18 protein-coding genes and 1 pseudogene are annotated in these 26,188 nt (G+C 63.8%); 7 read left to right on the forward strand and 12 right to left on the reverse strand.

Annotation, left to right across the window (positions count from 1 at the left end):
- Positions 1 to 215: 215 nt before the first annotated feature.
- Genes phnV through phnS form a run of 4 tightly spaced genes read right to left on the reverse strand, consistent with a single transcriptional unit; the run spans position 216 to position 4,055 of the window.
- On the reverse strand, positions 216 to 995 hold the full coding sequence (gene phnV, locus ACYQ47_RS04910) for a 2-aminoethylphosphonate ABC transport system, membrane component PhnV (RefSeq protein WP_244829685.1): 780 nt from the start codon (positions 993 to 995) through the stop codon (positions 216 to 218).
- A 46-nt stretch (positions 996 to 1,041) separates the two neighbouring features.
- Positions 1,042 to 1,926: a 2-aminoethylphosphonate ABC transporter permease subunit gene (gene phnU, locus ACYQ47_RS04915; RefSeq protein WP_459904635.1), complete on the reverse strand. Its 885-nt coding sequence runs from the start codon at positions 1,924 to 1,926 to the stop codon at positions 1,042 to 1,044.
- Entirely contained in the window at positions 1,904 to 2,968 is a 1,065-nt protein-coding gene (gene phnT, locus ACYQ47_RS04920) for a 2-aminoethylphosphonate ABC transport system ATP-binding subunit PhnT (protein WP_459904834.1), read from the reverse strand. Before phnT ends, phnU begins: the two co-directional genes overlap by 23 nt.
- 16 nt (positions 2,969 to 2,984) lie before the next feature.
- Positions 2,985 to 4,055: a 2-aminoethylphosphonate ABC transporter substrate-binding protein gene (phnS, locus tag ACYQ47_RS04925; RefSeq protein WP_244829313.1), complete on the reverse strand. Its 1,071-nt coding sequence runs from the start codon at positions 4,053 to 4,055 to the stop codon at positions 2,985 to 2,987.
- A gap of 173 nt (positions 4,056 to 4,228) precedes the next feature.
- On the opposite strand from phnS, the gene ACYQ47_RS04930 reads away from it, so the two are divergent.
- Positions 4,229 to 5,104, forward strand: coding sequence for a DMT family transporter (locus ACYQ47_RS04930; RefSeq protein WP_459904636.1), 876 nt, complete (start codon positions 4,229 to 4,231; stop codon positions 5,102 to 5,104).
- Between the two features lie 3 nt (positions 5,105 to 5,107).
- Here ACYQ47_RS04930 and ACYQ47_RS04935 read toward each other — a convergent pair whose 3' ends face one another.
- The 7 genes and pseudogenes from ACYQ47_RS04935 to ACYQ47_RS04965 form a co-directional block, all read right to left on the reverse strand.
- Complete coding sequence (locus tag ACYQ47_RS04935) at positions 5,108 to 6,106, reverse strand: L,D-transpeptidase (protein WP_459904637.1); 999 nt, start codon at positions 6,104 to 6,106, stop codon at positions 5,108 to 5,110.
- A 383-nt stretch (positions 6,107 to 6,489) separates the two neighbouring features.
- A complete protein-coding gene (locus ACYQ47_RS04940; protein WP_244829310.1) occupies positions 6,490 to 7,062 on the reverse strand; it encodes a hypothetical protein in 573 nt (190 codons plus the stop codon).
- A gap of 104 nt (positions 7,063 to 7,166) precedes the next feature.
- Complete coding sequence (locus ACYQ47_RS04945) at positions 7,167 to 10,385, reverse strand: ATP-binding protein (protein WP_459904638.1); 3,219 nt, start codon at positions 10,383 to 10,385, stop codon at positions 7,167 to 7,169.
- 196 nt (positions 10,386 to 10,581) lie between these two features.
- Positions 10,582 to 12,711 (reverse strand): catalase HPII, encoded by a 2,130-nt coding sequence (gene katE, locus ACYQ47_RS04950; protein ID WP_459904639.1) that lies wholly within the window; start codon positions 12,709 to 12,711, stop codon positions 10,582 to 10,584.
- Positions 12,712 to 12,856: 145 nt separating this feature from the next.
- Entirely contained in the window at positions 12,857 to 14,548 is a 1,692-nt protein-coding gene (locus ACYQ47_RS04955) for a S10 family peptidase (protein ID WP_250510226.1), read from the reverse strand.
- Positions 14,549 to 14,601: 53 nt separating this feature from the next.
- Positions 14,602 to 16,185 (reverse strand): S53 family peptidase, encoded by a 1,584-nt coding sequence (locus tag ACYQ47_RS04960; RefSeq protein WP_459904640.1) that lies wholly within the window; start codon positions 16,183 to 16,185, stop codon positions 14,602 to 14,604.
- A gap of 294 nt (positions 16,186 to 16,479) precedes the next feature.
- Positions 16,480 to 16,903 (reverse strand): annotated as a pseudogene (locus ACYQ47_RS04965) (GFA family protein).
- 188 nt (positions 16,904 to 17,091) lie between these two features.
- Here ACYQ47_RS04965 and ACYQ47_RS04970 point away from each other — a divergent pair.
- The 3 genes from ACYQ47_RS04970 (at position 17,092) to ACYQ47_RS04980 (ending at position 19,754) form a co-directional block, all read left to right on the forward strand.
- On the forward strand, positions 17,092 to 18,366 hold the full coding sequence (locus ACYQ47_RS04970) for an inositol monophosphatase (protein ID WP_244829303.1): 1,275 nt from the start codon (positions 17,092 to 17,094) through the stop codon (positions 18,364 to 18,366).
- Positions 18,367 to 18,486: 120 nt separating this feature from the next.
- Positions 18,487 to 19,272: a transporter substrate-binding domain-containing protein gene (locus tag ACYQ47_RS04975; protein ID WP_459904641.1), complete on the forward strand. Its 786-nt coding sequence runs from the start codon at positions 18,487 to 18,489 to the stop codon at positions 19,270 to 19,272.
- Positions 19,273 to 19,481: 209 nt separating this feature from the next.
- Complete coding sequence (locus ACYQ47_RS04980) at positions 19,482 to 19,754, forward strand: DUF4148 domain-containing protein (RefSeq protein ID WP_459904642.1); 273 nt, start codon at positions 19,482 to 19,484, stop codon at positions 19,752 to 19,754.
- Here the strand turns inward: ACYQ47_RS04980 and ACYQ47_RS04985 are convergent.
- Complete coding sequence (locus ACYQ47_RS04985; protein ID WP_459904643.1) at positions 19,739 to 21,787, reverse strand: tetratricopeptide repeat protein; 2,049 nt, start codon at positions 21,785 to 21,787, stop codon at positions 19,739 to 19,741. The genes ACYQ47_RS04980 and ACYQ47_RS04985 overlap by 16 nt on opposite strands.
- A 410-nt stretch (positions 21,788 to 22,197) precedes the next feature.
- Here ACYQ47_RS04985 and ACYQ47_RS04990 point away from each other — a divergent pair, with 410 nt between their 5' ends.
- Genes ACYQ47_RS04990 through ACYQ47_RS05000 form a run of 3 tightly spaced genes read left to right on the forward strand, consistent with a single transcriptional unit; the run spans position 22,198 to position 26,133 of the window.
- Positions 22,198 to 22,914, forward strand: coding sequence for a 2Fe-2S iron-sulfur cluster-binding protein (locus ACYQ47_RS04990; RefSeq protein WP_250510233.1), 717 nt, complete (start codon positions 22,198 to 22,200; stop codon positions 22,912 to 22,914).
- A 10-nt stretch (positions 22,915 to 22,924) separates the two neighbouring features.
- Entirely contained in the window at positions 22,925 to 23,914 is a 990-nt protein-coding gene (locus tag ACYQ47_RS04995) for an FAD binding domain-containing protein (RefSeq protein WP_250510234.1), read from the forward strand.
- Positions 23,911 to 26,133: a xanthine dehydrogenase family protein molybdopterin-binding subunit gene (locus ACYQ47_RS05000; RefSeq protein WP_459904644.1), complete on the forward strand. Its 2,223-nt coding sequence runs from the start codon at positions 23,911 to 23,913 to the stop codon at positions 26,131 to 26,133. The genes ACYQ47_RS04995 and ACYQ47_RS05000 overlap by 4 nt, the downstream gene beginning before the upstream one ends.
- Positions 26,134 to 26,188: the final 55 nt, after the last annotated feature.

The raw sequence follows: 26,188 nt of genomic DNA on the forward strand, positions 1-26,188 counted from the left end.
TGATCGGGCGCGTGGTCAGGATCGAGTTCTACGCCGGCACGCGCCTAAGTGTCGGACTTATTCAATCGCCGTTCCTGGCGCTCATGGGACTCCGCTGGTCTCGCGGATTGTCTGACCGGTGTAACGCTTGGTGCTTCCGGCTTAGTGCGACGCGCGGCCGTTGGATGCGCCCGGCAAATTCTTCATTGGGCTTTGCTTCGGCTTCCGTAGCGTTTTCATCTATCGATTCGTCTTGGTGCGCGGACCGCTATCAACAACAGCGCCGCCAGCGACGCCGCCAGCAATATCAGCGATAGCGCCGATGCGGGCAAGTAATACCCTCGATTCACTTGCCCCACCACGACTATCGGCACGGTCGCGAAGCCCGGCGGATACACCGTCAATGTCGCGCCCAATTCGCCGAGCGATAGCGCGAATCCCAACGCCAGGCTCGCCCTTATCGCCGGGACGAGTTGCGGTAACACCACGCGCCACAACACCATGCGCGGCGGCGCGCCAAGGCTCGCGGCGGCCTCGCGCAAGGTCGTCAATTCCGGTCGCAATGCAGCCGCCGCGCAGCGGTAACAAAATGGCAAGACCAGCGCGAGTTGCACCATGACGACGATCGCCGCCGAGCCAGACAGGTCCAGCGGACGCTTGTGATACGCAATCAGTACCGCAAGGCCCAACACCACGCTCGGTACGCCGTTCGGCATCATTGCAATGGCATCGACGAATGCGCCCAGGCCGCGCCGGTCACGACCCTCCAGTGCCAACGCAAGCCACAATCCCAGCGCGGTGCCGAGGATCGCGACGCCGAAGCCGACGCCAAGGCTTGTCGTCAGCGCGTCGAAATCGCTGGAGCCGAGGCGCCCGAACCAGCGCGTGCTGAAGCCATCGGGGAAGATCGTGCCCGACCAGTGCGACGCAACGCTCGACAACGCCACCACGACCACCGGCAACACGAAGAGCCAGAAGCACACGAGCGCAGCCAGGAACGCAACGAGCGCGCGCATCAGCGAGACTGGCTTTCCAGGTTTGAACGAGGTCGAAAGCTGCATGTCAGCGTCTTTGCAAGCGTCGATAAAGCGCATAGAGCGAGAGCGACATCAGCAACATCACGACCGATCCCGCCGCTGCGGTCGGCAAGTCGAGATCGACGGTCGCCGCGCTGTAAATGGCAATCGGCAAGGTGATGAGATGTGCGCTGCCCAAGACGAGCAGAATGCCGAACTCGTTGAGCGTCAGGAGGAAGCACAAGATGGTGCCCGCCGCGATTCCCGGCCACGCAAGCGGCAACACGACCTTGGTTGCGACCATCCAGCCGCCCGCGCCGAGACTTTTTGCGGCCTCGACGAGACGCATGTCGAGCATGGCGTATGAAGCGAGCGTCGGGCGCACCACGAACGGCGCATAAAACACGACCTCCGCGAGAATTACGCCGCCGATGCCGAAGAGGAAATCGAGCGGCGGGGTATCGAGCGAAAAAAGCCGTTGCAAGCCGATGCTCACCGAACCCTGCGAGCCATAAAGAAAAATCAGCGTGAATGCCACGAGGAACGAAGGGAACGCCACGAACAACTCGAGGAAACGCGTGACGAGCTTCGCGCCGGGAAACGGCCGAAAGAACAGCATCGACGCGAGCGCGACGCCAAGCAATGACGCGAGACTTGCGCTTGCGAAGAGGATGCCGAGCGTCGTGCCGATCACGCCGCGCGTCTCCGGATTGCCGAAGAACGCGGTGTAGGCGTGCAGCGTGAAGCCGTGCGGCCCGGTCACGCTCAACATGGCAAGGCGCGAGAGCGGATAGACGACGAGCGGCCCCAGCACGAACATGAGGATGAACCACAACTGCCATTGCCCCTTCTTGCCGCGCCGCGCGGCGATTGTCGCCTGGCCGTCCTGCGCTCGCCCGGCGGCCTCTTCAGGGATGGACAAGGACGACATCGTCAGCCTCGAAGGTCAGGGAAACGCGCGCGCCCTTTTCCGGCATGCGCGTGTGGCCGCGCTGCGTCGAAACGAGTACGGGCTCGTTGGGCCACGCATCGAGCGCGACGGAAATCGAGAGCGACGCGCCATACCATTCGACCGATGCAATCGTGCCGTGCAACGGCCCATCGCCGAGCGGCACGATGGAGAAGCGCTCCGGCCGAATGCACGCAAGCCGCTCGCGTTCGTCGTGGCGCGCGTCGCCGACGGGATACACCACGCGCGGCGGCAGCAGATTCGCGGCACCGAGATAGCGCGCGACGAAGCCGTCGTTCGGCGCGTCGTACAACTCGCGCGGCGAACCGAGTTGCGCGATACGGCCATCGCGCATAAGAAGCGTGCGGTCGGACAGCACGAGCGCATCGTCCTGATCGTGCGTCACACAAACGATAGTCAGATTCGGCAAGCGCTCGTGCAACGCCTTCAGCTCGCTGCGCACGGACGCGCGGAGGTTGGCATCGAGCGCCGAAAGCGGTTCGTCGAGCAAGAGCACATCCGGCTCGATGACGAGCGCGCGGGCAAGCGCCACACGCTGCTGCATACCGCCCGAGAGCTGCGCGGGCATGACGTGGCCGGCATCGGCGAGTTGCACGAGTTTGAGCGCATCGGCGACGCGGCGCGCGATTTCGCCCGTCTTCAGCTTGCGCGCGCGCAGGCCGAAGGCGACGTTATCGAATACGGAAAGATGCGGAAAGAGCGCATAGCTCTGGAACAGCAAGCCGAGATTACGTTGATGCGGCGGCACATGCGTGAGTTCGCGGCCCGCGATAAAAAGCGCGCCCGCGAAGGCATCGGGCTGAATGAATCCGGCGATGAAGCGCAACAGCGTGGTCTTGCCGCAGCCGCTTCTGCCGAGTACCGTCAGGAACTCGCCACGTTCGATGTGCAGCGATAGTTGATCGAGCACGGTGCGCGCGCCGAAGCGCACCGTGAGTCCTTCGACATGCACGCCGGATCGCGCTTCGTGTTCATGAGCGAGCGCATTTCCGGACGAGCTCAGAGCAAACGTATTCACGTCAGGACTTCGGCTTCACGACCTCGGTCTCCTTGCCCGACTGGCCGATCACTTCATTCTTCCAGCGCTCGGTCCAGCCAGCCTTCTTCTGCATGACTTCGTTCCAGTCCACCGGAATCAGCTTCACGCCGGCAATTGCCTGCTTCACCGCTTCGCCGTTCTTGCCGCCGAGCGCGACATCGGTGCGCGCCGGAATGCCGTAGATGTCCGGCACTTTCGACTGCACTTCCGCGGACATCAGATAGTCGATCAGCTTCTTGCCCGCTGCCTGATTCGGCCCGCTCTTGATGAGACCGATTGCATACGGCAACTGGAACGTGGTGGGCGCGTCGCCGTTCTGATGCGACAGGAAAAGCGGCTTGATGGACAGACCGCCGTTCGCGGCATCGTCGAGATCCATTTGCAGGTCGCCATTGGCGAAGGCGATCTCGTTACGCGAGAGCAGCACATCGAGATAACCCGTGCCCTTGGTATGGAACTTCGCGCTTCGTTCGAGCGACTTCAGATAATCGAACGCTTTGTCTTCGCCCATCAGGGCCGACGTCAGGATGATGACCGCCATGCCGTCGCCCGCCGTCGCCGGATTCGAATACGCGATCTTGCCCGAGTAGTTCGGATGCAAGAGATCGGCGAAGGTCTTCGGCGCGCTCTTCGTGACTTCCGGATTGATGGCGAAAGAAAAGTAGTTGTTGACGAAGGTGGCCCACGCGCCGTCGTTCGCCTTGGCGATAGCCGGCACGTTCTTGTAGTTCACACTCTGGTACGGCTGCAGCAGGCCGCTCTGCGATGCTTGCTGGATGAACGGCGGCAAGGTCACGAGCACGTCCGCCTTGGGCGAATCTTTCTCGACGCTCGCGCGGTTCACCACTTCGCCACTGCCCGCCGTGACGATATTGACCTTGACGCCTTCCTTCTTCTCGAAAGCCGGGAGCACGTCCTTGTAGAGATTTTCGAGGCCGTCCGCCGTGTAGAGGACGACGGCATCGGCTGCGTGTGCCGGCGAGGTTGCAAACGCCATCAAGGCGGCGATGGCCGGCAGCATCGTGCGTGCGAGGCGAAGGTCGCGAGTCATTTCGTGATCGATCCGATGAGATAAGGTGACGCGGCTCGGGTGCTGCGCTGGTGTCGAAGCATTGCAGAGCCGTGTGACAGACACGTGAATGCCGTAAGCGGTGCAGGATTGGACAAGACGCGGTGCACGCACATCCGCATACTTCGGCCTTTCCGCCAAACGCCTGATTGACGATGCTCTCCTTTCTGGCCGCGCCGGTCTTCGTCCTACTCTGGTCGACAGGCTTTATCGTCGCGCGCGCGATTACCCCTTACGTCGATCCGAACGTGTACCTGTTCGCGCGCTTCTGCGGCACGGCGTTGCTGTTTGTCGTCGTGGCGCTCGCAAGCCAGGCAAGCTGGCCGAAAGGCGCCGATGTTCTACGGCATCTGCTTGCAGGCGCGCTGCTGCAAGGCGTTTATCTGGGCGCGGGTTATTGGGCCGTCGCACAGGGGCTGACTGCGGGCATCATGGCGCTGCTCGGCGCGTTGCAACCGCTTCTGACCGCTGCGTTTGCCGCGCGCTTCTTCGGCGAACGTCTGTCGCCGCGTGCATGGAGCGGGCTCGTGCTGGGGCTCACTGGCGTGGCGCTCGTGCTTGCGCCGAAGGTGATGACGGGTCATGCGTCATCGACACACGGAGCCGCGCCTTCATGGCTCGTCGTCATGGCGGCGCTGCTCGCCGTCCTGGCGATTACCGCGGGCACGCTGTATCAGAAGAGCTCGCTGGCACGCGCCGATATCCGCAGCGCGAGCGCGCTGCAGAATGCGGGCGCCGCGCTCGTCGCGTTACTGCTGATTTTCGCGCTTGGGGAACATCGCTTCATTGCTTCGGCGACGACTTGGGTTTCGCTTGGATGGGGCATCGTGATGCTCTCGGGTGCCGCGACCACGCTTTTCGTGTGGATGGTCCGCCGTGGCGATGCCTCGCGTGCCACCGCGCTGCTGTTTCTCGCGCCGCCGCTTGCCGCGATCGAAGGCTATCTGGCGTTTGGCGAAACGCTCGGGCCGGCGCAGATCGCGGGGTTCGGGGTGGCGCTCGTGGGCGTGTTGCTGGCGCGGGCGAAATAGCCGTCAATCGGCCGTATCGGCGCCCGCCGGGATATTCGCACGCACCGCCTTCCCCGGACCCGGCGACCATGCCGGACGCGCCTTTCTCGCCGTATCGACGACGACCAGAAAGTGACCCGCCCAGGGCGTCGCGTTGCGCGTGGACTTGAGTATCCACATCGACTGACCTTCGGCGGCACGGGCTTCGTATTGCGCGTCGAGGATGCCGCGATGATCGAAGAAAGTATTGAGCGTCGACGGTATGCGCACGCAGCCTTTCGAATGGCGCATGCCGAGGAGCGGTTCGAGTTTCTGCGGATCGGTGGCGTGCATCTGGAAGCGCATCGGCGAGATGCCGCCCTTGCCCCAGCCGCGCTCGCCATCGGCCCAGCCGAAGTCGTAGATGCGCATGTCGCGCGCGCCGTATCCGCGAATCTTGAACTCGTTGAGCGTGCCTTCCGCGCGAAAATCCATGTTGCCCGGCACGTGCTGAAACACGCCGAGCGGCGTGACGAAGTGATCGTAAGTGCCCGGCCGTCCCGTCGATACCGGCGATGCGCCGATCAGCGACCAGGCATCGGCCGGCTTCGCGCGGAAGAAAAGCATGAGCGCCTGCACGTTCGCGCTGCGATCGACCAGCACGACGAACTCATTGGCGAGATCGCCATGTCCGCTTTCATCGAGCGCATGCTGCAACACGCGACCGTAGGCCTGCTGATCCGCTTGGGAAACGCTGAGACGCCGGTCCACCTCTTTCGCGAAAGTCTGCCGCATGGCGAAGGCTCCGGCGGGCGGCAGGCCATGGCGTTGCGCCAAGTTGGGCTCGGGCGGTTCGGGCGGCAGCGGGACTTCGGGCGCCTCGGCCTCCGATGCGGCACTCGCGGCCGATGCCGGTTCCAAGGTCGATGCCGCAGAGGCAGCAGAGGCCGCCGACGCCTCCGAAGCTCCCGAAGCAACTTGCGGCTTCATCGGCACCGGCATGCCGGGCAATGCGCGTTCGGGCGCGCTTGCACTCGATGGCACGCTTGCGCCTGGAATCAACGGCGGCGATGCGGGCGTCGACGTAACGTGCCCCTGGAGCACGTTCGCAGGCGATGTGCTTCGCTGCGAACCCGACGGCGCACTTCCATTCGAAGAAGATGCCGAAGCGGACTCTGACGCAAGACGCGCCTGCTGCGCGCCCACCGCCCCCGCATACGCCACAAACGCGGCAGCCACTCCAACGACGATTGCTCTCGCGCCAAATGCTGTTTCTCTTTTCCCTGCCAGATGCATTGATTAATCCGCCTTGCCTGACCAGACTCAAGCCTGGCAATCCATATCGATCGCCCAGCCCAGAACATTCAAGAACCGATGCAGGCAAAGACGCGCACCGGCTTCGTTCGTTGCATCTGGCGCAGCAAAGTTCATTCCGTCGATGGGCCCGAGAACGCGCCGCACGTCATGCTGGACAGATTCGGATAGCGGTTCGGCCAGTCGCCGGACATGGTCGACTGCGCATCCTTCAGCGTCATGTCGCCGGTGCAGACACAGCGTTTGAGATAGACCGCGAGCCGCTCCTTGCGGCGCTGTCCGGCACGGCCTTCCCAGCGGCGCAGATCGAGATTCGCGGGCGCATTGGGCAAGCCGCCGAGCAATACGGGCATGCGATGATCCAGCGCATATTCGGATGCGAACGAAGCATCGATGCCACGTTGCTTGAGCAGTTTTTCTTTCTGGCGCATCTGCGTCTCGAACGACGGCAGCACGCGATCGACATAACCCGGCACGCAGATCGTCTCGACGATGGTCGACTGCGTGACATGCGGATCGAGCCAATCGGGACGCTGCGCCCGCGAGCTTGCAGGCCACACCATGAGCGCGCCATTGAGCGTGATCAGGAGCGCGCCAAACGCCGCGCGCGCGGGACGAGCGGCAGCGGTCGCATAAGCGTGACGCGCGAAGCGTCGCTTGAAGATGGGTATATCCCTTCGATCCATGCCTCGGAAGTGCAATTCATCATGCGGCCAATGCGACGCCGCTTATTTTTGAGATATTGAACAATCGCATTAGAACACACCAAAGGCGTGCATCGCGCTGTGGCTCAAAAGTCCGCGCGCCGATCCGTGGATGCGTGCGGCAAGGTCTGCGCCGCACTCGCCGCACTCGAAGACGCAAGCGCGGCGTCGAGCGCGCGGCCGAGCGCAAGCGCCTCGGCATGAAAGGAGCCGTAAGCGACCGCGATGCTGGCGTCGTCCTCGCCGTTGCGGTCTTCGTCGATGGCGCGATCGCATACGTGCTGCAAGGCGACGCATGCATCGGTGAAGCGCACGGCGCCGACCAGCGACGCCGCCCCTTTCATGCGATGCGCGATGTCGCGCAAGAGCGCGTGGTCGCAAGCATCGAACGCGGTCTCGGCGTCGATCAGGTCTTGCGCATGCGCGGATTTGAGGGTGCCGGCGAGCGTCGCGGCCTGATCGCCGTAACTCGCGACAAGCGCGCTGTCGAAGACTTCTGCCGCTTTCTCCCGCACCGGCCCGCTTCGCCGCGCTACACCTTCGGTCGCCGCGACGAGCGCATCGCGCAGGCCGTCGAGCGAGATGGGCTTCACGAGGCACATCGTCATGCCTGCCGCGACCGCGCGTTGCGCCGCCTCCGGTTGCGCGTTCGCCGTGAGGCCGACGACAGGCAACGGCCGCGCCTTTTGCACGCGCGCGCCTTCGTCCCCGCGGATCGCCTGCGCGAGTTCCTCGCCGCTCATTTCGGGCATCGAGCAATCGGTAAGGATCACATCGAACGCGGATGGATCGCCGCGATAGCGGACGAGCGCGCTGCGGCCATCGACGGCAAGTTGCGGCGCGCCGCCGAGCAGCCTGATCTGCCCTTCGAGCACGATCCGGTTCGCCGGATGATCGTCGACGACGAGTACCCGCAAGCCCGCGAGCGTCGCGCCGGTTGGAGCCACCGATGCGTGCTCCGGCGCGCGTCCCGCTTTGGACGACGACGCCTCCGGCAAGCTCACGCAGACCGTAAAGCGTGTGCCGCGTCCCGGCTCGCTTTCGAGCGTGATCTCGCCGCCCATCATCGTGACGAGCCGCTTGCAGATGGTGAGGCCAAGGCCCGTGCCCGAATAGCGGCGCGCGCCGCCATCGTGTGCCTGCACGAACGGCGTGAAAAGCGCGCCTTGCCGCTCGGGCGCGATGCCCACGCCCGTGTCCGCGACCGCGAATGTCAGCGCCCGCGTGCCGCCCTGTGGCGCGTCTACACGGTAGTCGAGCGTCACCGCCCCGATATCCGTGAACTTGATCGCGTTCGATAGCAGATTGCCGACGACCTGCCGCAAACGCTGCCCGTCGGCAAGCAACCAGGCTTCGCCCGAATCCGCGCGGCGCACGATCAACGCGATGCCCTTGGCGCGCGCGGCGGGCTCGTATATCGCGGCCACGCTCGTCATCCACGTTTCGAGTTCGAGCGGCGCGGGCGTGAGCACCAGCCGCTCGGCTTCGATTTTCGCGACGTCGAGCAGATCGTCGATCATGCCGAGCAAATCCGCCGCCGCGCGATGCGCCGTGCCGAGCGCGCGTTCGGTCGCGGCGCGTTCGCCGGGCGCGCGCAGTTCAAGTTCGATGAGGCCGAGCACCGCGTTCATCGGCGTGCGGATTTCGTGGCTCATGGTGGCGAGGAACGTCGACTTGGCGCGGTTCGCCGTTTCGGCTTCCTCCTTCGCCGCGCGCATTGCCTGTTCGGCGGCAATCCGGCGCACGATCTGTGTTCGCAGTGACACCGCCCAGCCGATCAGCGCGAAAACCAGCGCACCGCCAAGCAGCGCGCCTACCTCGACTTGCGGACGGCGGCGCTCCCATAACGTCTCAGGATGATCGCCAAGCCGCCAGCGCCCGCGCAGCGCTTCGAGTTGATAAGCGCGAAGATGGCCAATCGCGTCGTTGATGATGCCGAGCAAGATCGGCTCATTGCGCAAGACGAAAAAGCCTTGCTCGAGCGGTTTGCCGGAAAGCACGCCGCTCACCACGAGCTTGCCGCGGTAAGGATTGGCGACCGCGTAATTGGCGAGCGTCAGATCGACCAGAGCCGCGTCGGCATCGCCGTTCACGACCGCGCTGAACTGCGCGTCGAATGACGGCATCTCGACGATGCGCAGATGCCGCACGAATTCACGCTTCAACGCCAGGGCCGAAATCCCGGCCGGGAGCGCCACCCGCTTGTTCGCGAGCGCGGTCTCATCGCGCAGGGGCGCCTGACCCGCACGCGTGACGATGCCGACCAGGCTCTCGCCGAACGGCACGGACGCCGTGAGCGGCACCGGTTGCCATGCGGGGGAAACGCCGTAGGGCGTGAACATGGACTTGCCGCTCGTCAGGTCGGCGGCAATCTGAGACAAAGAACCGCGCATACGCGCCTCGAAGCGCAAGCCCGTTCCCCGCGAGATTACATCGAGCAGGTCGGCGGCGAGACCCGCAGGTTCGCCGTGCGAATTGCGGAACATGAGCGGCGGAATTTGCGAAAGCATCGAGTAATGCACGACTGGATGCGCCTTGATCCACGCGCGCTGCTCGGGTGTCAAGTCGAGCGGACGATCCAGCGTCACCGCGGTCATCGAAACGTACCAGCGCGCGTTCATCGTCAGCAGGAAATTCGGCGGCAACTGCGCCAGCGCGGCATCGACACGCTCACGCAATGCGCGCGCGGCCGGCCGGTTGGCTGCGAAAGCAAAGCGATAGCCGTCTGCATCGAACGGAGTGAAACCGCGCGCGCCGATATTCGGCAAGTCCAGATGACTGATGACATACACGGCGGTCGTCACGTCGCCGACGAAGCCGTCGGCACGGCCGAGCGAGACGGCCAGCGCGGCGGCGAGCACATCCGGATACGCCTCCGGCTGCAAGGACGGATACGCCGCATGCAACCGCGCGGGGTCCATCTGCGTGTCGACATAAGCGAGCCGATGCGTCGGCGTATGTGCCGCGAGCGGCGCGAAATACACCGGCTTCACCGGAAAATACGAATGGCTCAGTTCGAGCGGCGCACCGGCATCGAAGCCCGCCGAACTCGTCGCCATGTCGATCTCGCCGCGTTCGAGCGCGGCCAGCATCGCGGGACGACCCGGATACAGGCGCCATTGCGGCGTCATGCCGAGCGGCTCGGAAATGGCGTTCAGAACATCGACCGAGATGCCGCGCAACGCCGACGAATCGGATGGCGCGCCAGACACGGCCAGTTCGAGCGGCGGAACCATGCCCGGCACCGCGCCGACGATCAGCGGCGGTGCCGCGAAGGCATCGCCGAGCCAACAGCCGAGCAGCACACAAAGCGTCCACAGCAAACGGCGCGAACGCTGTCGCCGTGTTTCGTCAGCTCGACGAATCGCAGAATGAAACAAGCCGCACCCCCGAAATCGAGCGGTGCGGCCAGTGTCTCAAAAACGCGCCGGCGCGCCTATCGCCGGCGCGCCCACGCACGCGCCCTGCGTTGCACGGCGCGAAACGCGTGCTGCCGGACGATTACGCGGGCACCGACTCCGCCTTCTGCGCGCGCGACCACACGCGATGCTTGCCCAGTGCTTCGATGAACGTCTTGAGCACGGTCTTCGCGTCGCTGCCGACGACCACGCCTTCATCGCCGCCAGGCAGATGCGATGCGGCAAGCACATCCTCGCCGTCGCCAATCGCGCCGATCGCCTTCAGATGCTTGAACGATTCGAGCACGAAGTGGCGCGCGTCGCCGGATTCGGACAGCGTCTTGGCGCTTGCCTTGCCGTCCGCGATGATCATTCCGTCGAACATGATGGACGGCATGCCGAGGATGGTGGCGTCCGCTTCGATACCTTCGGCAGGGAACCCGAGCGTCGGCGAGATCACGAGCGCTTGCGCGCCGCCCGCCGCGAGCGCTTCCTTGACGGCCTTGATGCTCGCGGCATCCGCGCCCTTCGCGGCGAGAATCGCGACCTTGCGCGTCTTGATCGACGGCACGGCCTTGGCGATGATCGACAGCGCCGGCGATTCCGTCACCGACGACTTGCCGAGTTGCTCCGGGCTCGCGTTTTTCTTGGGCGCGGGCATGCCGAGATTTTCCGCGACGCGCGCGGCCAATACCTCGTCGATGTTCGCGAGCAGAGCAAGTTCGCGTTCGCGAATGAACTTGCGCTCTACCTTGCTCAACTCGAACGAATACGCGCCGACGATGTGATCCTTCTCCGGCTGCGTCTGGCTGTTCCAGAAGAGCGTTGCTTGCGAGAAATGGTCGGCAAACGACGGGCTGCGCACGCGAATCTTCTCGCCGTCCACGCGTTCCGTGTAGGTTTCGAAGCCGCCGCCCGATGCTGCCGGCGCCGTTTCCTTCGGCCAGCCGCCATCGATCGAATTTGGCTCGTAGGAAGCCTGACCCTTGTCGATGGTCTGGCGATGCATCGCGTCGCGTTGACCGTTATGCAGCGGCGCGATCGGGCGGTTGATCGGCAACTCGTGGAAGTTCGGGCCGCCCAGACGGCTGATCTGCGTATCGGTGTAGGAGAAAAGACGTCCTTGCAGGAGCGGGTCGTTCGTGAAGTCGATGCCCGGCACGATATGTCCCGGACAGAACGCGACCTGCTCGGTTTCCGCGAAGAAGTTGTCGGGATTGCGGTTGAGCGTCATCTTGCCGATCATCTTGAGCGGCACGAGTTCCTCGGGAATGATCTTGGTCGGATCGAGCAGATCGAAGTCGAACTTGTGCTCGTCCTCTTCCTCGACAATCTGCACGCCCAGTTCCCACTCGGGATAGTTGCCCTTGTCGATGGCTTCCCACAAATCGCGGCGATGGTAATCGGCATCCTTACCCGCGATCTTCTGCGCTTCGTCCCACAAGAGCGAAGCCGAACCGATGGTCGGCCGCCAGTGGAACTTGACGAAGCGCCCCTTGCCTTCCGCGTTCACGAAACGGAACGTGTGAATGCCGAAGCCTTCCATGGTGCGCAGACTCTTGGGAATGGCGCGGTCGGACATCGCCCACATCACCATATGCGCCGACTCGGGCACGAGCGAGACGAAATCCCAGAAGGTGTCATGCGCCGACGCGCCTTGCGGAATCTCGTTATGCGGCTCCGGTTTGACGGCGTGCACGAAGTCGGGAAACTTGATCGCGTCCTGGATGAAGAACACGGGCATGTTGTTGCCGACCATATCGAAGTTGCCTTCGTCGGTGTAGAACTTGACCGCGAAGCCGCGCACGTCGCGCACGGTATCGGCGGAACCGCGCGAGCCTTGCACGGTTGAGAAGCGCACGTAGACCGGCGTCTCTTTCGACGGGTCTTGCAGGAAACCGGCCTTGGTCAAGTCGGCTTGCGACTCGTACACCTTGAACACGCCATGCGCCGCCGAACCGCGCGCATGAACAATGCGCTCCGGAATACGCTCGTGGTCGAAGTGCGTTATTTTTTCACGCATGATGAAGTCTTCGAGCAGCGACGGACCGCGCGCTCCAACGCGCAGCGTGTTCTGGTTATCGGAGACTTTTACACCCTGGTTCGTGGTCAGGGCTTGATTCGTTGCATCGCTGCGGAAGGCTTCGAGCGATTCGATCTTCTTGTTGGTCGCGTTCGGGCTCTGCGAAGGCGGACGCGCGGTGCTATTCGTGGGTTGCTTCTTTGTTGCCATTTGAGGGGACTCCTTGGGGAAGATTGCTTTTAGCCTCTCGGGCCATTCGCAAGCCTTGTTCCCGAAGGAGATAGGGTTTCCGCTTGCAGCGGGACGCCCGGCGGGGCGCGACGGGCGAAGCCGAAGCCTCGCCCGCTTGTGACTATCAGACACCGGTACTCGCTGGCGACAATGCCTTCTCCGCCGTTACCTTCTGCAAGGAAATGATGCGCGTCATGGCCGCATGGTTCGACGTGGCCTCGTTGTACATCTTCGCGAGATCCGCCTTCAGTTGCGTGCGCGATGCTCCGTCGAGATAAACCATATGTCCCGATGGATAAAACGCCGCGGAAAGATTCTGCCTGACGACGCTGTTGATCAACGGCATCTGCTGAAGGTCGATGATGGTCTGATAAAACGGCGTCACGAAGTCATATAGGCCGTTCGCGGACAAGACCTTGAGATCCACGTTGAGCGCCATCACGGCGGCTAGATCGCCCGCTGTATAGAGCACGACGTTGCCTTTCGAATCCAGTCCCTTCTGTTCGCCGGTCGGGTCCGTATGCTTGAAGTCCCAGTTGAGGAAAGCCTGGTCGTTCAGGTCCGTGAATGACGAAGTGGACGTGAACTTCAACTGCTCGTTGAGATAGCTGTTCCACATGGTCGTGTAGACACCGCTCACCGCTGTCATGGTCGGATCGTTGCCGCCCGAGTTCGGATCGATCTTGCCCGCGATGCCCGTCGAAATAGCCGTCACGCGCCCGTCGTACGAGCCGAGCGATTCGCCCTTCGACTTCAGGAGCGTCGTCAGAAAGAGCGAATTGCCACGGCTGTCGTAAGCCGCGATATCCAGACTCCACGCAAGCAGCGTCACCTTGTCGATGCCCGTGTATTCGGAGAGCTTCTCGACCACTTCATCGTCGGTCTGCGGAAACTTGCGCAACGCGTTGAGATAGTCCGAGCGCGAAAACTCCGCGACTTCCTCGGCAAAGTTCAAGAGGTTGGTCGGCGTGGGATGCACGCCGAGCTTCTTGTGATACCACGCATCCGCCGCGGCGGTAGGCAGCGCGCCGACGGGGTTGCCCGCCTGGCGATAATCGAGAATCGACGATTGCAGGGTGATGCCGTTCAGATCGACGCCATCTTCATGCAGCCGGTACGCCAGGACGCAGCTGCGCGCCGTGCCATACGATTCGCCAAACAAGAACTTGGGCGAGTTCCAGCGGTTGTTCTTCGTCAGATAGCGCTTGATGAACTGCTTGATCGAATCCGCATCCTGATCCACGCCCCAGAAGTCGCGGTTCTTGTTCGGCGCGATGGCGGCGGAATAGCCCGTTCCCACGGGATTGATGAAAATCAGATCGCTCTTGTCGATAAGACTGTCCGCGTTGTCTTCCATCTCGTAGGGCGCGGGCGGCGTGAAGCTCGGCATGGCGGTCTTGATTCGGCGCGGCGCGAACGAACCGAGCAGCACGAACACCGAGGACGAGCCCGGCCCGCCGTTATAGAAGAACGTGAGCGGCCGTTGTTCTTCCTTTGCGCCGTCCTTCGTGAAGGCGACATAGAACATCTTCGCATCCGGCTTGCTGCTGCTCGGGTCCACCGTCACGAGGTGGCCGACCGTAGCCGTGTAAGCGATCTTCTCGCCGCCCACGGTCACGCTATGGTGCGTGATCGCGGCGTTTTCGTCGGCTTCGGTCGCCTCGACGGAATCGTCGGGACCGTTGCCGTAGGCGACGGGATCGAAGTACGGCTGATCCTTGCTCTTCGGCGTTTTCTTCGCCGCTGCGTGCGCGTTGCCGTGCGCCGGTTCTTCGGGTTTGTCTGCGCCTGCTGCTGCCAGTGGATCGGAGTTCATCTTGAACGCTCCAGAATCGTCATCGTGGTTGTTGTTCACTGTCACTGCCCGTCTCAACTCGTGCTCTTCGCGGGTTTGAGCGCCGCCGCGATCTTCGCGCCGTCCGGGCTGCCAAGCCCCGTGCAGGCATCCCATCCCGCCGCTGCCGCGAAACTGCCGTTATCGCCTTGCGTGATGTCGTGGAACGCGCCCTTCGCCTTGTACAGCTTCGGATTGATGAAGCCCGCGGGGGAACCGTTGATCGCGTTGATGCGAGCGATCAGCGCGGCCCACAAAGGCGCGACCGCGCTCGTGCCGCCGACGACCGTCTGCTCGCCGTCGATCAGCACTTCGTAGCCGCTTTGCGGCGACGCGTCGCCCGATACATCCGGCACGCCGCGCTTGGCGAGCGCCGTCGTCTCGCCGCCGGCATGCGCGACGCTCAGCCCTTTCTGCCACGAAGGCAGCGCGAACACGCCGCTCACACCGCCGCCACCCGATCCGCCCTGATCGCCGTCGTTCCACACGACTTCCTTCGTGATCTTCTGCGCGGATGCCGCGACGCTCGTGCCGCCGCAGCCGAGCACGTAGGGACTGGATGCCGGGAAATCGACGTGATCCGCGCCGTCGCCGACGCCGTCGGTCGAACCGCTGTCGCCCGATGCCACGCATACCGTGACGCCGAGCGCCGCCGCGCTTTGCAGCACGTCGTTGAACGCGCCGATGGATTGCGCCGACCAGTTCGATTCCGGTCCGCCCCAACTGATGGACACCACAGACGGCTGGTTGGTGTCGTCGTGAATGGCGCGATTGACGGCATCGACGAAGCCTGCGTCGCTATTCGGCGCGAAATACACCGCGATGCGCGCGCCCGGCGCGACCGCTCCGGCGATTTCGATGTCGAGCGTCACTTCGCCGTCCGGACCATTCGGATTGCCCGTGGGCGCGTTCTTCGCGTCGTCCACGCCGACCGACACCACTTTCGGCGGTTTCACGCCGAGCTTCGAGAAGTACGCCGTCAGGTCGCTAGTCTTGTAACCGCCGCCGAGTTCGATGATCGCGATGCATTGCCCCGCGCCGTCGCCTTCCGGGAAGTCATAGAGTTGCGCGAGATCGAGCGGCGAAAACGACGATGCCGTAAGGCCGCGCGCCGGTTTGAACGGCGGCCGGAAACGGAAATGCGGACGCGCTTGCGGCTTGCTGTCGAGGCCGAGCACGGCGGTGACGGCGTCGTGCACTTCGTCGGGAACATGAACGGGTCCCGCCTGGCCGCGATACTCGCCCATGTTGTGATGCTGGAAACGTTCGAGCTTCACGTCGAACGCCTTCTGAAACTGCTCGATGGTGCCCTTGAGCACGACACTGCGCGTTTCCGCTTCGGCGCGCACCACCGTGAGGCCGTATTGCTCGGCGAACTTCTTGACCTTGTCGACGTCTTCCTGCGACGCGCCGAAGCGCTTTCCGAAGTCCGCGCGGGTCACGGACTGCGCCGGGGCGTCGCCGGCTTCGATGTGCTTCATCATCTGATCAAACGCTGCTTCGTCCTTGCGGCGCAGCATGACGATGACTTCGATCTGCTCGCCAGGATCGCACGCGCCGACGCACTGTGCGTCTTCGGGGTTGCTCTTGCCGCTGCCGCTTACCGGTTGCTTTGCCATGGTGTCGATGCTCCTCGTTGGCAATTCGTTTTAGGCCCGATCCTGCTGCTTGGCGCATCCGGCGCATGTCGTTTCTTTCGATGCTTTCGCTCTGAAAAACGTGCGCGCCGCATATCGTCTTATTTTCCGCAATCGATTGCAATTGCTCGGACCGTTGATTGAAGGATGCAGTTCCGGCAGGACAAAGCGTGTCTCGATATCGAAGTTAGTTATTTGCCTTCGGGCTGCTTTTTGTCTCGGTCGGCAACGATGATGCCGCGCGCGCCGACCCGCAAGAATGGGTCGCGGCAACGGCTAACCCGTTCGCTCTTGCGCGTACTCCTTGCGCACGCCTTGAGGCAGCCAGGGCTCGCGATGCTCGGCACCAGAGTTCGTAGGCCGGCTCGAAAACGCCGGTCAGATCGAACGCGCCGAGCGGCACATCGACTTCGTCACGCGTCACGTACTCCATGTACGCCACGGAGCCGCATTCGGGACAGAAATGACGCCTGCCTTCGTCGGAGCTGCGCCACGTCGATGTGCGGCCGGAAAACTCCACGTTGCCGCGGTGATAGATGACGTAGGAGCCGAACGCCGAGCCGTGCACGCGCCGGCACGTCATGCAATGGCACATGCCGACGCGCAACGGTCGGCCTATCGCGCGGAACCGGAATGCGCCGCACGCGCAGCCGCCTTCGTGCGTCACGGTTTCATCGATTGCTTCAGTTTGCTGATTCATCGAGCGACTCCTTGAATGTTCCGTCTTGCCGCACTGCACCGCCGGCACCGATCCGCCCCCGTGTTTGTTACGATAGCCCTTCGCGACTGCGACCTGCGACCTGCGGCAATCGACAGCGACCGACAGCAACCCACAGCAACCATCAGGCACGGGCGGCACCCATGAGCACATCGAGCACGACTCCCACCTTGTCACTCCTTAAGCTACTGCCCGGCGTGGCATCCGAATCCGGCCCAGCCGCGTCCGATCTCGTCGCGCATGTGCTCTCGCACGATCGCTTCAACTCGGCAGCCAACGCGCCCGCCCTGCGCGAAACCTTTCGCGACGTGACGGTCGAGGAAGCGATGTCCGACGAGTACGTCTTCCCGCTCGGCCAGACCGGTCAGTCGATCGTGCTGACAGGCTATCGTATCGCGGCGGGTCATATCGCCGAACGCGCCGCCGACGAATGGCTCGAACTGGCGCATCGGGACCGCATCGCGCGCGGCTTGCCGGCCATGCCGCAGGCGCACGAACCGGCCCTCGCGCCCGATCCCGCCGAGGCCGATCAACTCCTCGACCGCGCGGTGGAATGCGCGCAACGCATTCTCGACCCGGTGGCGAGCGAACAGATTCTCTCTCTCTTCGAGACGCACTATCGCGGCAGCCGCGAATTTTTGCGGCTCAACTGGGAAGGCTTGCCAGAAGATCTCGTGCCGGAATCGCGCCGACCGCTCGCCGTGCTCGCCTCGGCGGAACGGCGTGAAAAGCGCGATTACGATCCCTACGGCCTCGAAGGCGCCGCCGATTACGACGTCGACCGGCCGCTCGCGTATCGCGAGAAGATCGGGCCGTTTCTCTTCACGATGACGTATCGCCACGAGTATCCGCAAGTCGACGACGAACGGCTTGGCACCGCCTTTGCCGTGTTCCACGAGGCGGGCAGCGATATCGTCGCGGCCGCGGTCAAGCTTCAACTCGTCAAGGTGCCGCCGCTTCACAGCAGCGCCGATCTCGTCTATACGCTCGACACCTATTCCGGCGAAATGCTGTCGCTCGCGCTCGCGGCCACCGAGGCGCTCGGTCCCGAACGGCTGTGCGAAGTGTTCAATGCGCATCGCGTGATCTATATCAGCCTGTGGGAAGTGCGCAAGCCGTGGCGCGGCGAGGGTCTCGGCGTCGCGCTGTTGCACGAGGCGCTGGAACGCCTGCCCGCCGATGTCGATGGCCGCCCGAACGCGTTATGCGTCGCGCCCGAGCCGTATCAGACCGACATGCGTCACTTCGACAAGCTGCCCGCCGTGCTGCGCGAGGAACTGAAGACACCGGCGCGCAGGCTCGCGACTCATCTGAGCAACTGGCTGTCGCGCTCGAAGCTGCCTATTGCCACGCATTTCTTCGTGCCAATGGCGCGGCACGCGGGCATCGGTTCGGCGGGAGAGAACGCGCGGCTGATCGACCGGATCATGGAAAGCGAAGCCTGAGGAAGTCGCTCTACCAGCCAGCCATGCGCACGCGACATGGCTGGCATGCGCAGATTTCGATTGTGAGGGGATTTTGGCGTGCCTAGAGTGCGTCGATCCCCTCACCTTTCGATCCCCACCATGACGCTTCGCCTCTCGCGGTTTCTGCGCGGCCTGCTCGCCGCTTCGTTCGCCCTCGCCGTCTCGTTCGCCCATGCGGACACGCTCGACACCATCCAGAAAAACGGCGTGGTGCGCATCGGCGTATTCATGGACTATCCGCCGTTCGGCTCTATCGGCCCGGACATGAAGCCGCAAGGCTACGACATCGAGATGGGCGAATACCTGGCGCGCGCGCTCAAGGCGAAAGTCGAGTTCGTGCCGATCACCGGCGAAAACCGCATGGCTTATCTCGCCACGCACAAGGCCGACTTGCTGCTCTCGGTCGGTCAGACGCCCGAGCGCGAAAAGGTGATCGATTTCTCGCGGCCTTATGCACCGTACTATCTGGCGGTGTTCGGACCGAAGTCGCTGGCGGTGAAGACGACCGCCGATCTCGCGGGCAAGTCGGTAGCGGTGGCGCGCGGCACGCTCGAAGACTTGAGCGTGAGCAAGGTCGCACCTCGCACGGCCAATATCAAGCGTTTCGAAGACCCGAACGGCGCGATCTCCGCGTTTCTGGCCGGACAAGCGCAATTGCTGGTAGTCGGCAACGATGTTGGCGCAACGATCATCGCGCGTAATCCGCCCGTGCAGCCCGAGCAGAAGTTTCAGTTGTTCAGTTCGCCGGATCATGTCGGATTGAACAAGGACGAGCCCCGACTTTTGAAGGAAGTCGATGCGGCGATCGTTCAAGCGAAAAAAGACGGCACGCTCAACACGCTTTCGACGAAGTGGCTGAAGGCGCCGTATCCGGCGGATCTTTGAGCATTTGCCAACGGCATGGCTTGCATGGGAAGCCGGCGCTGCCGGCTTTTTCTTTTGCGCCCTTGCAACGCAAAGCCCGTCTTTGCAGACGCTGGCACGAAAGACGGTTAGTTGCCGTCGTGCTTATTCATCGCTATTCATCTGTTTGTCGCCGAAGCGCGTATAGATAGGCATTCGCTCACCGCTTCGCACCGCTCAGGAGAACGACGATGAAACCAGCGATCCGCTTGGCCGCCCTTGCAGCATTCGCCCTGAGCGCTGCGGCATCGGCGCAGACAATGGACCCGGCCGCCGCACCTCAAGCCATGCCGATGCCTACGCCCATGACGATGGCCGCCAACACGCCGCTTTCGCGCGCCGAAGTCCGCGCGGACCTTGCACGCGCTCGCGCCGATGGCACCATCCCGCGCTATGGCAATCCCGATCCATACGGGCCGGCGCGTTCGGCGCGCGGCGTACCGGGCAGTTATCCGCGTAGCTGAGTGTCGCGTTGCCAGACGGTCAGCGCATCGGCGACGCGCTCGATCACATCGTCCCAATCTCCGGGCGCTTGCTGTCTAAAAAGCCGCGCGGTCGGATACCACGGGGAGTCGTCGCGTCCGGCGAGCCAGCGCCAGCAAGCGTTCGAGCACAGTGGTATCCACAGCGGCTTGCCAAGCGCGCCCGCGAGATGCGCCACGGATGTATCCACGCTCATGACGAGATCCAGCGATTCGATGAGCGCGGCGGTATCGGCGAAATCGGCGACTTCGTTCATCGGGTCGGACAAACGCCAGGCGTCGGGCAGCGCGGCACATTCCGCGCGCGCCGTCGCGCCCTTCTGAAGACTGACGAAGTGCACGCCGGGCAAGGTCAGCAAGCGCTCGCATTGACGCGCGGCGAGCCAGCGGCGGCTGAAAGCGGCAAAGGCGTCGCGCAGTCCCGGACGCGGCTCGCCTGTCCAGGCAATGCCTGCTTTCAACGTGCCCGCGGGCAACCGGGCGCGCCAGAACTCGACCTTTTCGCGCGGTGCTCGCAGATAAGGAACGGTCGATGGAATAGTCGCGAGCGTCGTCCCCATGAGGAAAGGCAGGCTCATCAGGAAGCAACTGTAGTCGTGGGCCGGTAGCGCGTGCAGATCGGCCGGCGCGATGCATGCGTCCACGCAATCCATCGCGCCGATCAACGCGACCAAGGCCGGCGGGCAGACCACCGTCAGACGATCTAGCCCACGCACCTTGAGTTCAGGAAGGTAACGGCTGAACTGAATGGTGTCGCCGAAACCTTGCTCGGCCATCACGATGAGTGTCTTGCCCGTCAACGCTTCGCCCTGCCAGCGCGGACCCGGCAAAGCTGGCGGAAGCGCGCCGCGCTGCGCGAAGCGCTCGTCGCAGCGAGCCTCGAAGAGCGGCCATCCTTGTTCATAACGGCCCGTGCCGAGCAGCAAGGTGGCCAGATTCATCTGCGCATCGACGCACTCCGGATCGATCGACAGCACGTGCCGGAAGGTTGCTTCCGCTTCGGCGAGACGTGTTTCGTCCTCACGATACACGTTGCCCAGATGCAAATGCGCCGCGATGAAATCCGGCCGTATGGCCAAGGCTTTTTCATACGCGGCTTGCGCTTCGTGCAGGCGGTCGAAACGGCCGTGAGCGCTTACGTCGTAGATCGCATCGGCGAGATTGAAATGCGCATCGGCGTCTTGCGGCGCAAGGTCGACGACATGACGATACGCGACTTCCGCCTCGGCGAGCCGCCCTTGTTCCCCAAGCACGATGCCCAAATTGGTGTACGCCGCCGCGTAGTCCGGCCGCAAGCCGACAGCCCGCCGATACGCATGCTCGGCATCGACAACGAGCCCGGCATCTTTCAAGACGTTGCCGAAGTTCAGATGCGCGTCCGCCCAGTCGGGCCGTGCGGCAAGCACGTGCTCGAACTGTGCGCGCGCCTCGCCGAGCTTACCCAAGGTCCGAAGCACGTTGCCAAGGTTATTTCGTGCTTCGGCAAAGGCAGGCTGTGCATCGATCGCGTGGCGATACTCAGCCTCGGCCTCCGGCAACCGGTTCGTGCGCGCGAGCAACGCGGCAAGATTCGCATGAGCCTCGGCGAAATCGGGTTTGAGCGCGAGCGCGCGACGATAACCCTCCTCGGCTTCATCCGCGCGCCCTTGCCGATCAAGCACGTTCGCGAGGTTGTAATGCGCGACCGGATAGTCCGGAAGAATTTCGAGCGCGTTCCGATAAAGCGTTTCCGCTTCACGATAACGCTGCAACTCGTTGAACAGATTCGCCAGGTTGTTGCGCATCCCGGCGTCGTCGGGACGCGCATCGATTGCGCGCAGCCAGTAGCGCTCCGCTTCGTCGTGACGTTCGAGTCGATAGGCGCAGACAGCGGCGAGATTGAGCGCGTCGGCGTCGAGGACCAAGGGCGCGAGCGTCTCCAGCGCTTCGGCGTAGCGTCCGTTCGAATAGAACGCAGCCGCCTCGTGATAGCGATTCGTATCGGATGGCATGGGTTGGATAGGTGTTTCAAACATGTCGAGCCACGGCGAATGGCGGCTGACGTCGAGCGAATATTTTGAGGCGCGCTCGATGATCGAAGCGTCACAAAGTGCGCCATATGGCGCTCGCCGGGCGAAACAGCCATGTTCGCGTCATCTTTGCCGACGCGTTTTCGCAGCTTATTTACGCAGCCATGCAGTATTTACTTGCATGGTCCGTGTTCAGACGAGCGAGTAGTCGGCCGCACCAGCGTCTGCCGGCGATGGCATTGGACTTGCTGTCACTCTTGGCTTGCGCGAATGGTCGAACGTTCGGTCGTCTTACAGCGATCGAACGAAGGCGGCTCGCGTATCACGCGCCATCCTCAAGACCTCAGGGACGTGGTTCATCGAGACCTGCACGGCGTGGCGCGCCCAACCGAACGAGCGAGGAGCATTCAATCGCCATGTCCCCAGTAAAAACGCCTTCACCCCTTTCACCCGATACACGCGATACCGACGACGCGGCCCAGAAGCCGTCGCGTCGGCGCTTCCTGCAATCGGCGGCAGCGAGCGCGGCCGTAGCCGCCGCGCCGCTTGCGTCGACCGCGCGCGCGCAACAGCAAGCTGCAACGCCCGCCGTCGCGCCACCCGTCACCTCCGCGCCGACGATGCCGGTCAAGCTGACTATCAACGGTCATCCGTACGAGCTTCAGGTCGAAGCGCGCACGACCTTGCTCGACGCCCTGCGCGAATACGCCGACCTCACCGGCACGAAAAAAGGCTGCGACCGTGGCCAGTGCGGCGCGTGCACGGTGATCGCGGGCGGGCGACGCATCAACTCGTGTTTGACGCTTGCCGTGATGCACGAAGGCGAGAGCATCACGACCGTCGAAGGCTTGGCTCCCGGCGGCGATGCGCTCAGTCCATTGCAGCGCGCGTTCATCGAAAAGGATGCGTTTCAGTGCGGCTACTGTACGCCCGGGCAGTTATGCTCGGCGACCGCGCTCATCGACGAATACCGTGCAGGCGATGCCAGCGCCGCCACCGCCGACGTGCGCTTCCGACCCGCGCAACTCTCCGACGATGAAATCCGCGAGCGCATGAGCGGCAATATCTGTCGCTGCGGTGCGTATCCGAATATCGTGGCGGCGGTGAAGTTCGTTGCTTCGTCGCAAGGTTAAGGGAGAGCACATGGACGCGATCTCTTATCAGCGCGCCGCCGATATCGGTGCGGCGCTGCAGGCGGCCAGCCAGCCCGGCACGATGTTCATCGGCGGCGGCACGAATCTGCTCGATCTCATGAAAGGCGGCGTGGCGCGGCCCACTCGTCTCGTCGATATCACCCACATCGACGCCCTGAACGGCGTCACGACCTTGCCCGATGGCGGGCTGCGCATCGGCGCGCTGGTGCGGAATAGCGACGCCGCGAATCACGCGTGGGTGCGCGAGCGCTATCCGCTCTTGTCGCAGGCATTGCTTGCGGGCGCATCGGCGCAATTGCGCAACATGGCGACCGTCGGCGGCAACCTGATGCAGCGCACGCGCTGCTATTACTTTTACGACACGGGCTTTCCTCAATGCAACAAGCGCGCGCCCGGCAGCGGTTGCGCCGCGCTCGAAGGCAACAACCGCATTCACGCGATCCTCGGCGCGAGCAGTCAATGTGTCGCGACCAATCCCTCCGATATGAGCGTCGCGCTCGCCGCACTCGACGCCGTCGTGCGCGTGACCGGCCCGCAAGGCGAGCGGACCATTCCGTTCGCGGAGTTCCATCGGCTGCCGGGTGACCGGCCCGATCTCGATACCACGCTCAAGCCCGGCGAACTCATCACGGCGGTCGATCTGCCGCCGCCGCTTTTCGCGGGACATTCGAAGTATCTGAAAGTGCGCGACCGCGCGAGCTATGCGTTCGCGCTCGTCTCCGTCGCCGCCGCCTTGCAGATGGACGGCAACACCGTGAAGGCCGCGCGCATTGCGTTGGGCGGCGTCGCGCACAAACCGTGGCGCGCGAATGCGACGGAAAGCGCGCTCATCGGCAAACCGCTCGATCGCGCGTCGCTGCAAAACGCGGCCGCGCTCGCCGTGCGCGATGCCAGGCCGCTGCGCGAGAACGGCTTCAAGGTGGCGCTCGCCCAGCGGGCGATCGTTCGGGCAGTGGAACAAGCGGGAGGCACGGCATGAGCATCATCGGCAAACCATTCGATCGCACCGACGGCGTGCTCAAGGTCACGGGCCAGGCGCGCTATTCGGCCGACAACACCGACGCCAAGCTCGCGCATGCGGTGCTGATCACGAGCACGATCGCCAAGGGCCGCATCGCCTCTATCGATACCAGCGGCGCCGACACGATGCCCGGCGTGCTGCTCGTCCTGACGCACAAGAACGCAATGCGTCTGCCCAACGGCGGCGTGCCCGACGCGCAACCGCCCGCCGTGCGCAAGCTCACGCTCCTGCAAACCGACGAAGTGCGCTACAGCAACGAGCCGGTGGCGGTGGTCGTCGCGGACACGCTGGAACATGCGCAAGGCGCGGCGCGCCACGTGATCGTCCGCTACGAGGGCGCCATGCCAAACGCGGAATACGTGCGTGCGCGCGGCACGGCGTATCAACCCGAAAAGATGATGGGCCGCCCGATCATCACGAGCCGCGGCGACGTCGATGCCGGTCTGCGCCAAGGTCAGACGCGCCTCGACGCCGTCTATACGACGCCCTACGAGCATCACAATCCGATGGAGCCGCACGCGACGCTCGCGCGCTGGGACGGCCCCAATCTCACGCTCTACGATGCGACGCAAGGTGTTTCCAGCGCGCGCGGCGCGGTATCGAAATTTTTCGGCATTCCGGAAACGAATGTGCGCGTGATCTGCCCGTTTGTCGGCGGCGGCTTCGGGTGCAAGGGCTCGGTGTGGTCGCATGTCGTGCTGGCGGCAATGGCATCGAAACAGACCGGACGTCCCGTGAAGCTCGTGCTCGAACGTCCGCAGATGTTCGGCATGGTCGGCAACCGGCCGTTCACCGAACAACGCATTCAGGTGAGCGCGCACGGCGACGGCACGATGACCGGCATGAAGCACGACGTCATCTCGACCACCTCGACCTTCGAGGACTGGACCGAGAGTTCGGCCATTCTCACGCGCATGTTGTACGCGGTGCCGAATCAATCGACCTCGCACAAGCTCGTGAAGCTCGACATCGGCACGCCGACATTCATGCGTGCGCCCGGCGAGACGAGCGGTTCGTTCGCGCTCGAAACCGCGATGGACGAACTCGCGTATCAGTTGCACATGGACCCGCTCGCGCTGCGCATGAAAAACCACGCGAACATGGAGCCGCAAGAGAAAAAGCCGTGGTCCAGCAAGTCGCTGATGGAGTGCTATCAGCGCGGCGCGGAAAAGTTCGGCTGGGCGCGCCGCAACCCGGCGCCGCGTTCGATGCGCGACGGCAACACGCTGATCGGCTGGGGCATGGCGACGGCGACGTATCCGGCGAACCGCAGCGAGGCATCGGCGATCGCGCGCATTCTGCCCGACGGCACGGCGATGGTCGCTTCCGGCACGCAGGATCTCGGCACCGGCACCTACACCGTGATGACGCAAGTCGCCGCCGACGCGCTCGGTTTTCCGCCCGACTTCGTGCGCTTCGCGCTTGGCGATTCATCCTTGCCGAAGGCGCCGGTATCGGGCGGCTCGCAGTCGGCGGCGAGCGTGTCGCCAGCGGTGCGTGCGGCGGCCGCGCAGGCGCGCGATCAGTTGATCGCGATGGCGCTCGCGGATCGCGGATCGCCCGTCGCCGGTTTGTCGCGCGAGGACGTTACGGTGAGCAATGGCTGGGTCGTGAGCGTTTCGACGCCGGACAAGCGCGATCCTGCGGCGGCGATCATCGCGCGAAACGGCGGCAAGGCTATCGAAGCGACGGCCACGGTGCGCCCCGGCGACGAGAGAAAGCAGTACTCGTTTCACTCGTTCGGCGCGGTATTCGTGGAAGTGCATGTCGATGCGGACCTGGGCATCATCCGCGTGCCGCGTGTCGTCGGGGTCTATGACGTCGGCACCTTGCTCAACGAGAAGACGGCGCACAGTCAGTTGATGGGTGGCATCGTTTGGGGCGTGGGCTCGGCGCTTTTCGAGAAGGGCGAACTCGACGGCCGCTACGGCCGCTACACCAACGCCAATCTCGCGGAGTATCACGTGCCGGTGAACGCGGATATCGGCTTGCTGGATGTTTCCTTTGTCGGTCAGCCCGATCCGCATATCAATCCGGACGGCGCGCGCGGCATCGGGGAAATCGGCATCACGGGCGTGGCGGGCGCGCTCGGCAGCGCGGTGTATCACGCGACCGGCGTGCGCGTGCGCGACTTGCCGATCACGCTCGATAAAGTCATGCCGAAGACGATGGTGTAGTGCGGAAGGAACGGTACGCGCGGCGCTCAATGGCACGAATGCACATTGCGCCGCG

The organism is Caballeronia sp. HLA56 (genome assembly GCF_054655155.1).

Coding starts and splice junctions, on each gene's coding strand:
- katE (WP_459904639.1), bottom strand. CDS start 12,711: ATGGCAACAAAGAAGCAACCCACGAATAGCACCGCGCGTCCGCCTTCG.
- phnV (WP_244829685.1), bottom strand. CDS start 995: ATGCGCGCGCTCGTTGCGTTCCTGGCTGCGCTCGTGTGCTTCTGGCTC.
- ACYQ47_RS04980 (WP_459904642.1), top strand. CDS start 19,482: ATGAAACCAGCGATCCGCTTGGCCGCCCTTGCAGCATTCGCCCTGAGC.
- ACYQ47_RS04930 (WP_459904636.1), top strand. CDS start 4,229: ATGCTCTCCTTTCTGGCCGCGCCGGTCTTCGTCCTACTCTGGTCGACA.
- ACYQ47_RS04960 (WP_459904640.1), bottom strand. CDS start 16,185: ATGGCAAAGCAACCGGTAAGCGGCAGCGGCAAGAGCAACCCCGAAGAC.
- ACYQ47_RS05000 (WP_459904644.1), top strand. CDS start 23,911: ATGAGCATCATCGGCAAACCATTCGATCGCACCGACGGCGTGCTCAAG.
- ACYQ47_RS04990 (WP_250510233.1), top strand. CDS start 22,198: ATGTCCCCAGTAAAAACGCCTTCACCCCTTTCACCCGATACACGCGAT.
- ACYQ47_RS04995 (WP_250510234.1), top strand. CDS start 22,925: ATGGACGCGATCTCTTATCAGCGCGCCGCCGATATCGGTGCGGCGCTG.
- ACYQ47_RS04955 (WP_250510226.1), bottom strand. CDS start 14,548: ATGAACTCCGATCCACTGGCAGCAGCAGGCGCAGACAAACCCGAAGAA.
- ACYQ47_RS04940 (WP_244829310.1), bottom strand. CDS start 7,062: ATGGATCGAAGGGATATACCCATCTTCAAGCGACGCTTCGCGCGTCAC.
- phnU (WP_459904635.1), bottom strand. CDS start 1,926: ATGTCGTCCTTGTCCATCCCTGAAGAGGCCGCCGGGCGAGCGCAGGAC.
- ACYQ47_RS04985 (WP_459904643.1), bottom strand. CDS start 21,787: ATGTTTGAAACACCTATCCAACCCATGCCATCCGATACGAATCGCTAT.
- ACYQ47_RS04975 (WP_459904641.1), top strand. CDS start 18,487: ATGACGCTTCGCCTCTCGCGGTTTCTGCGCGGCCTGCTCGCCGCTTCG.
- phnS (WP_244829313.1), bottom strand. CDS start 4,055: ATGACTCGCGACCTTCGCCTCGCACGCACGATGCTGCCGGCCATCGCC.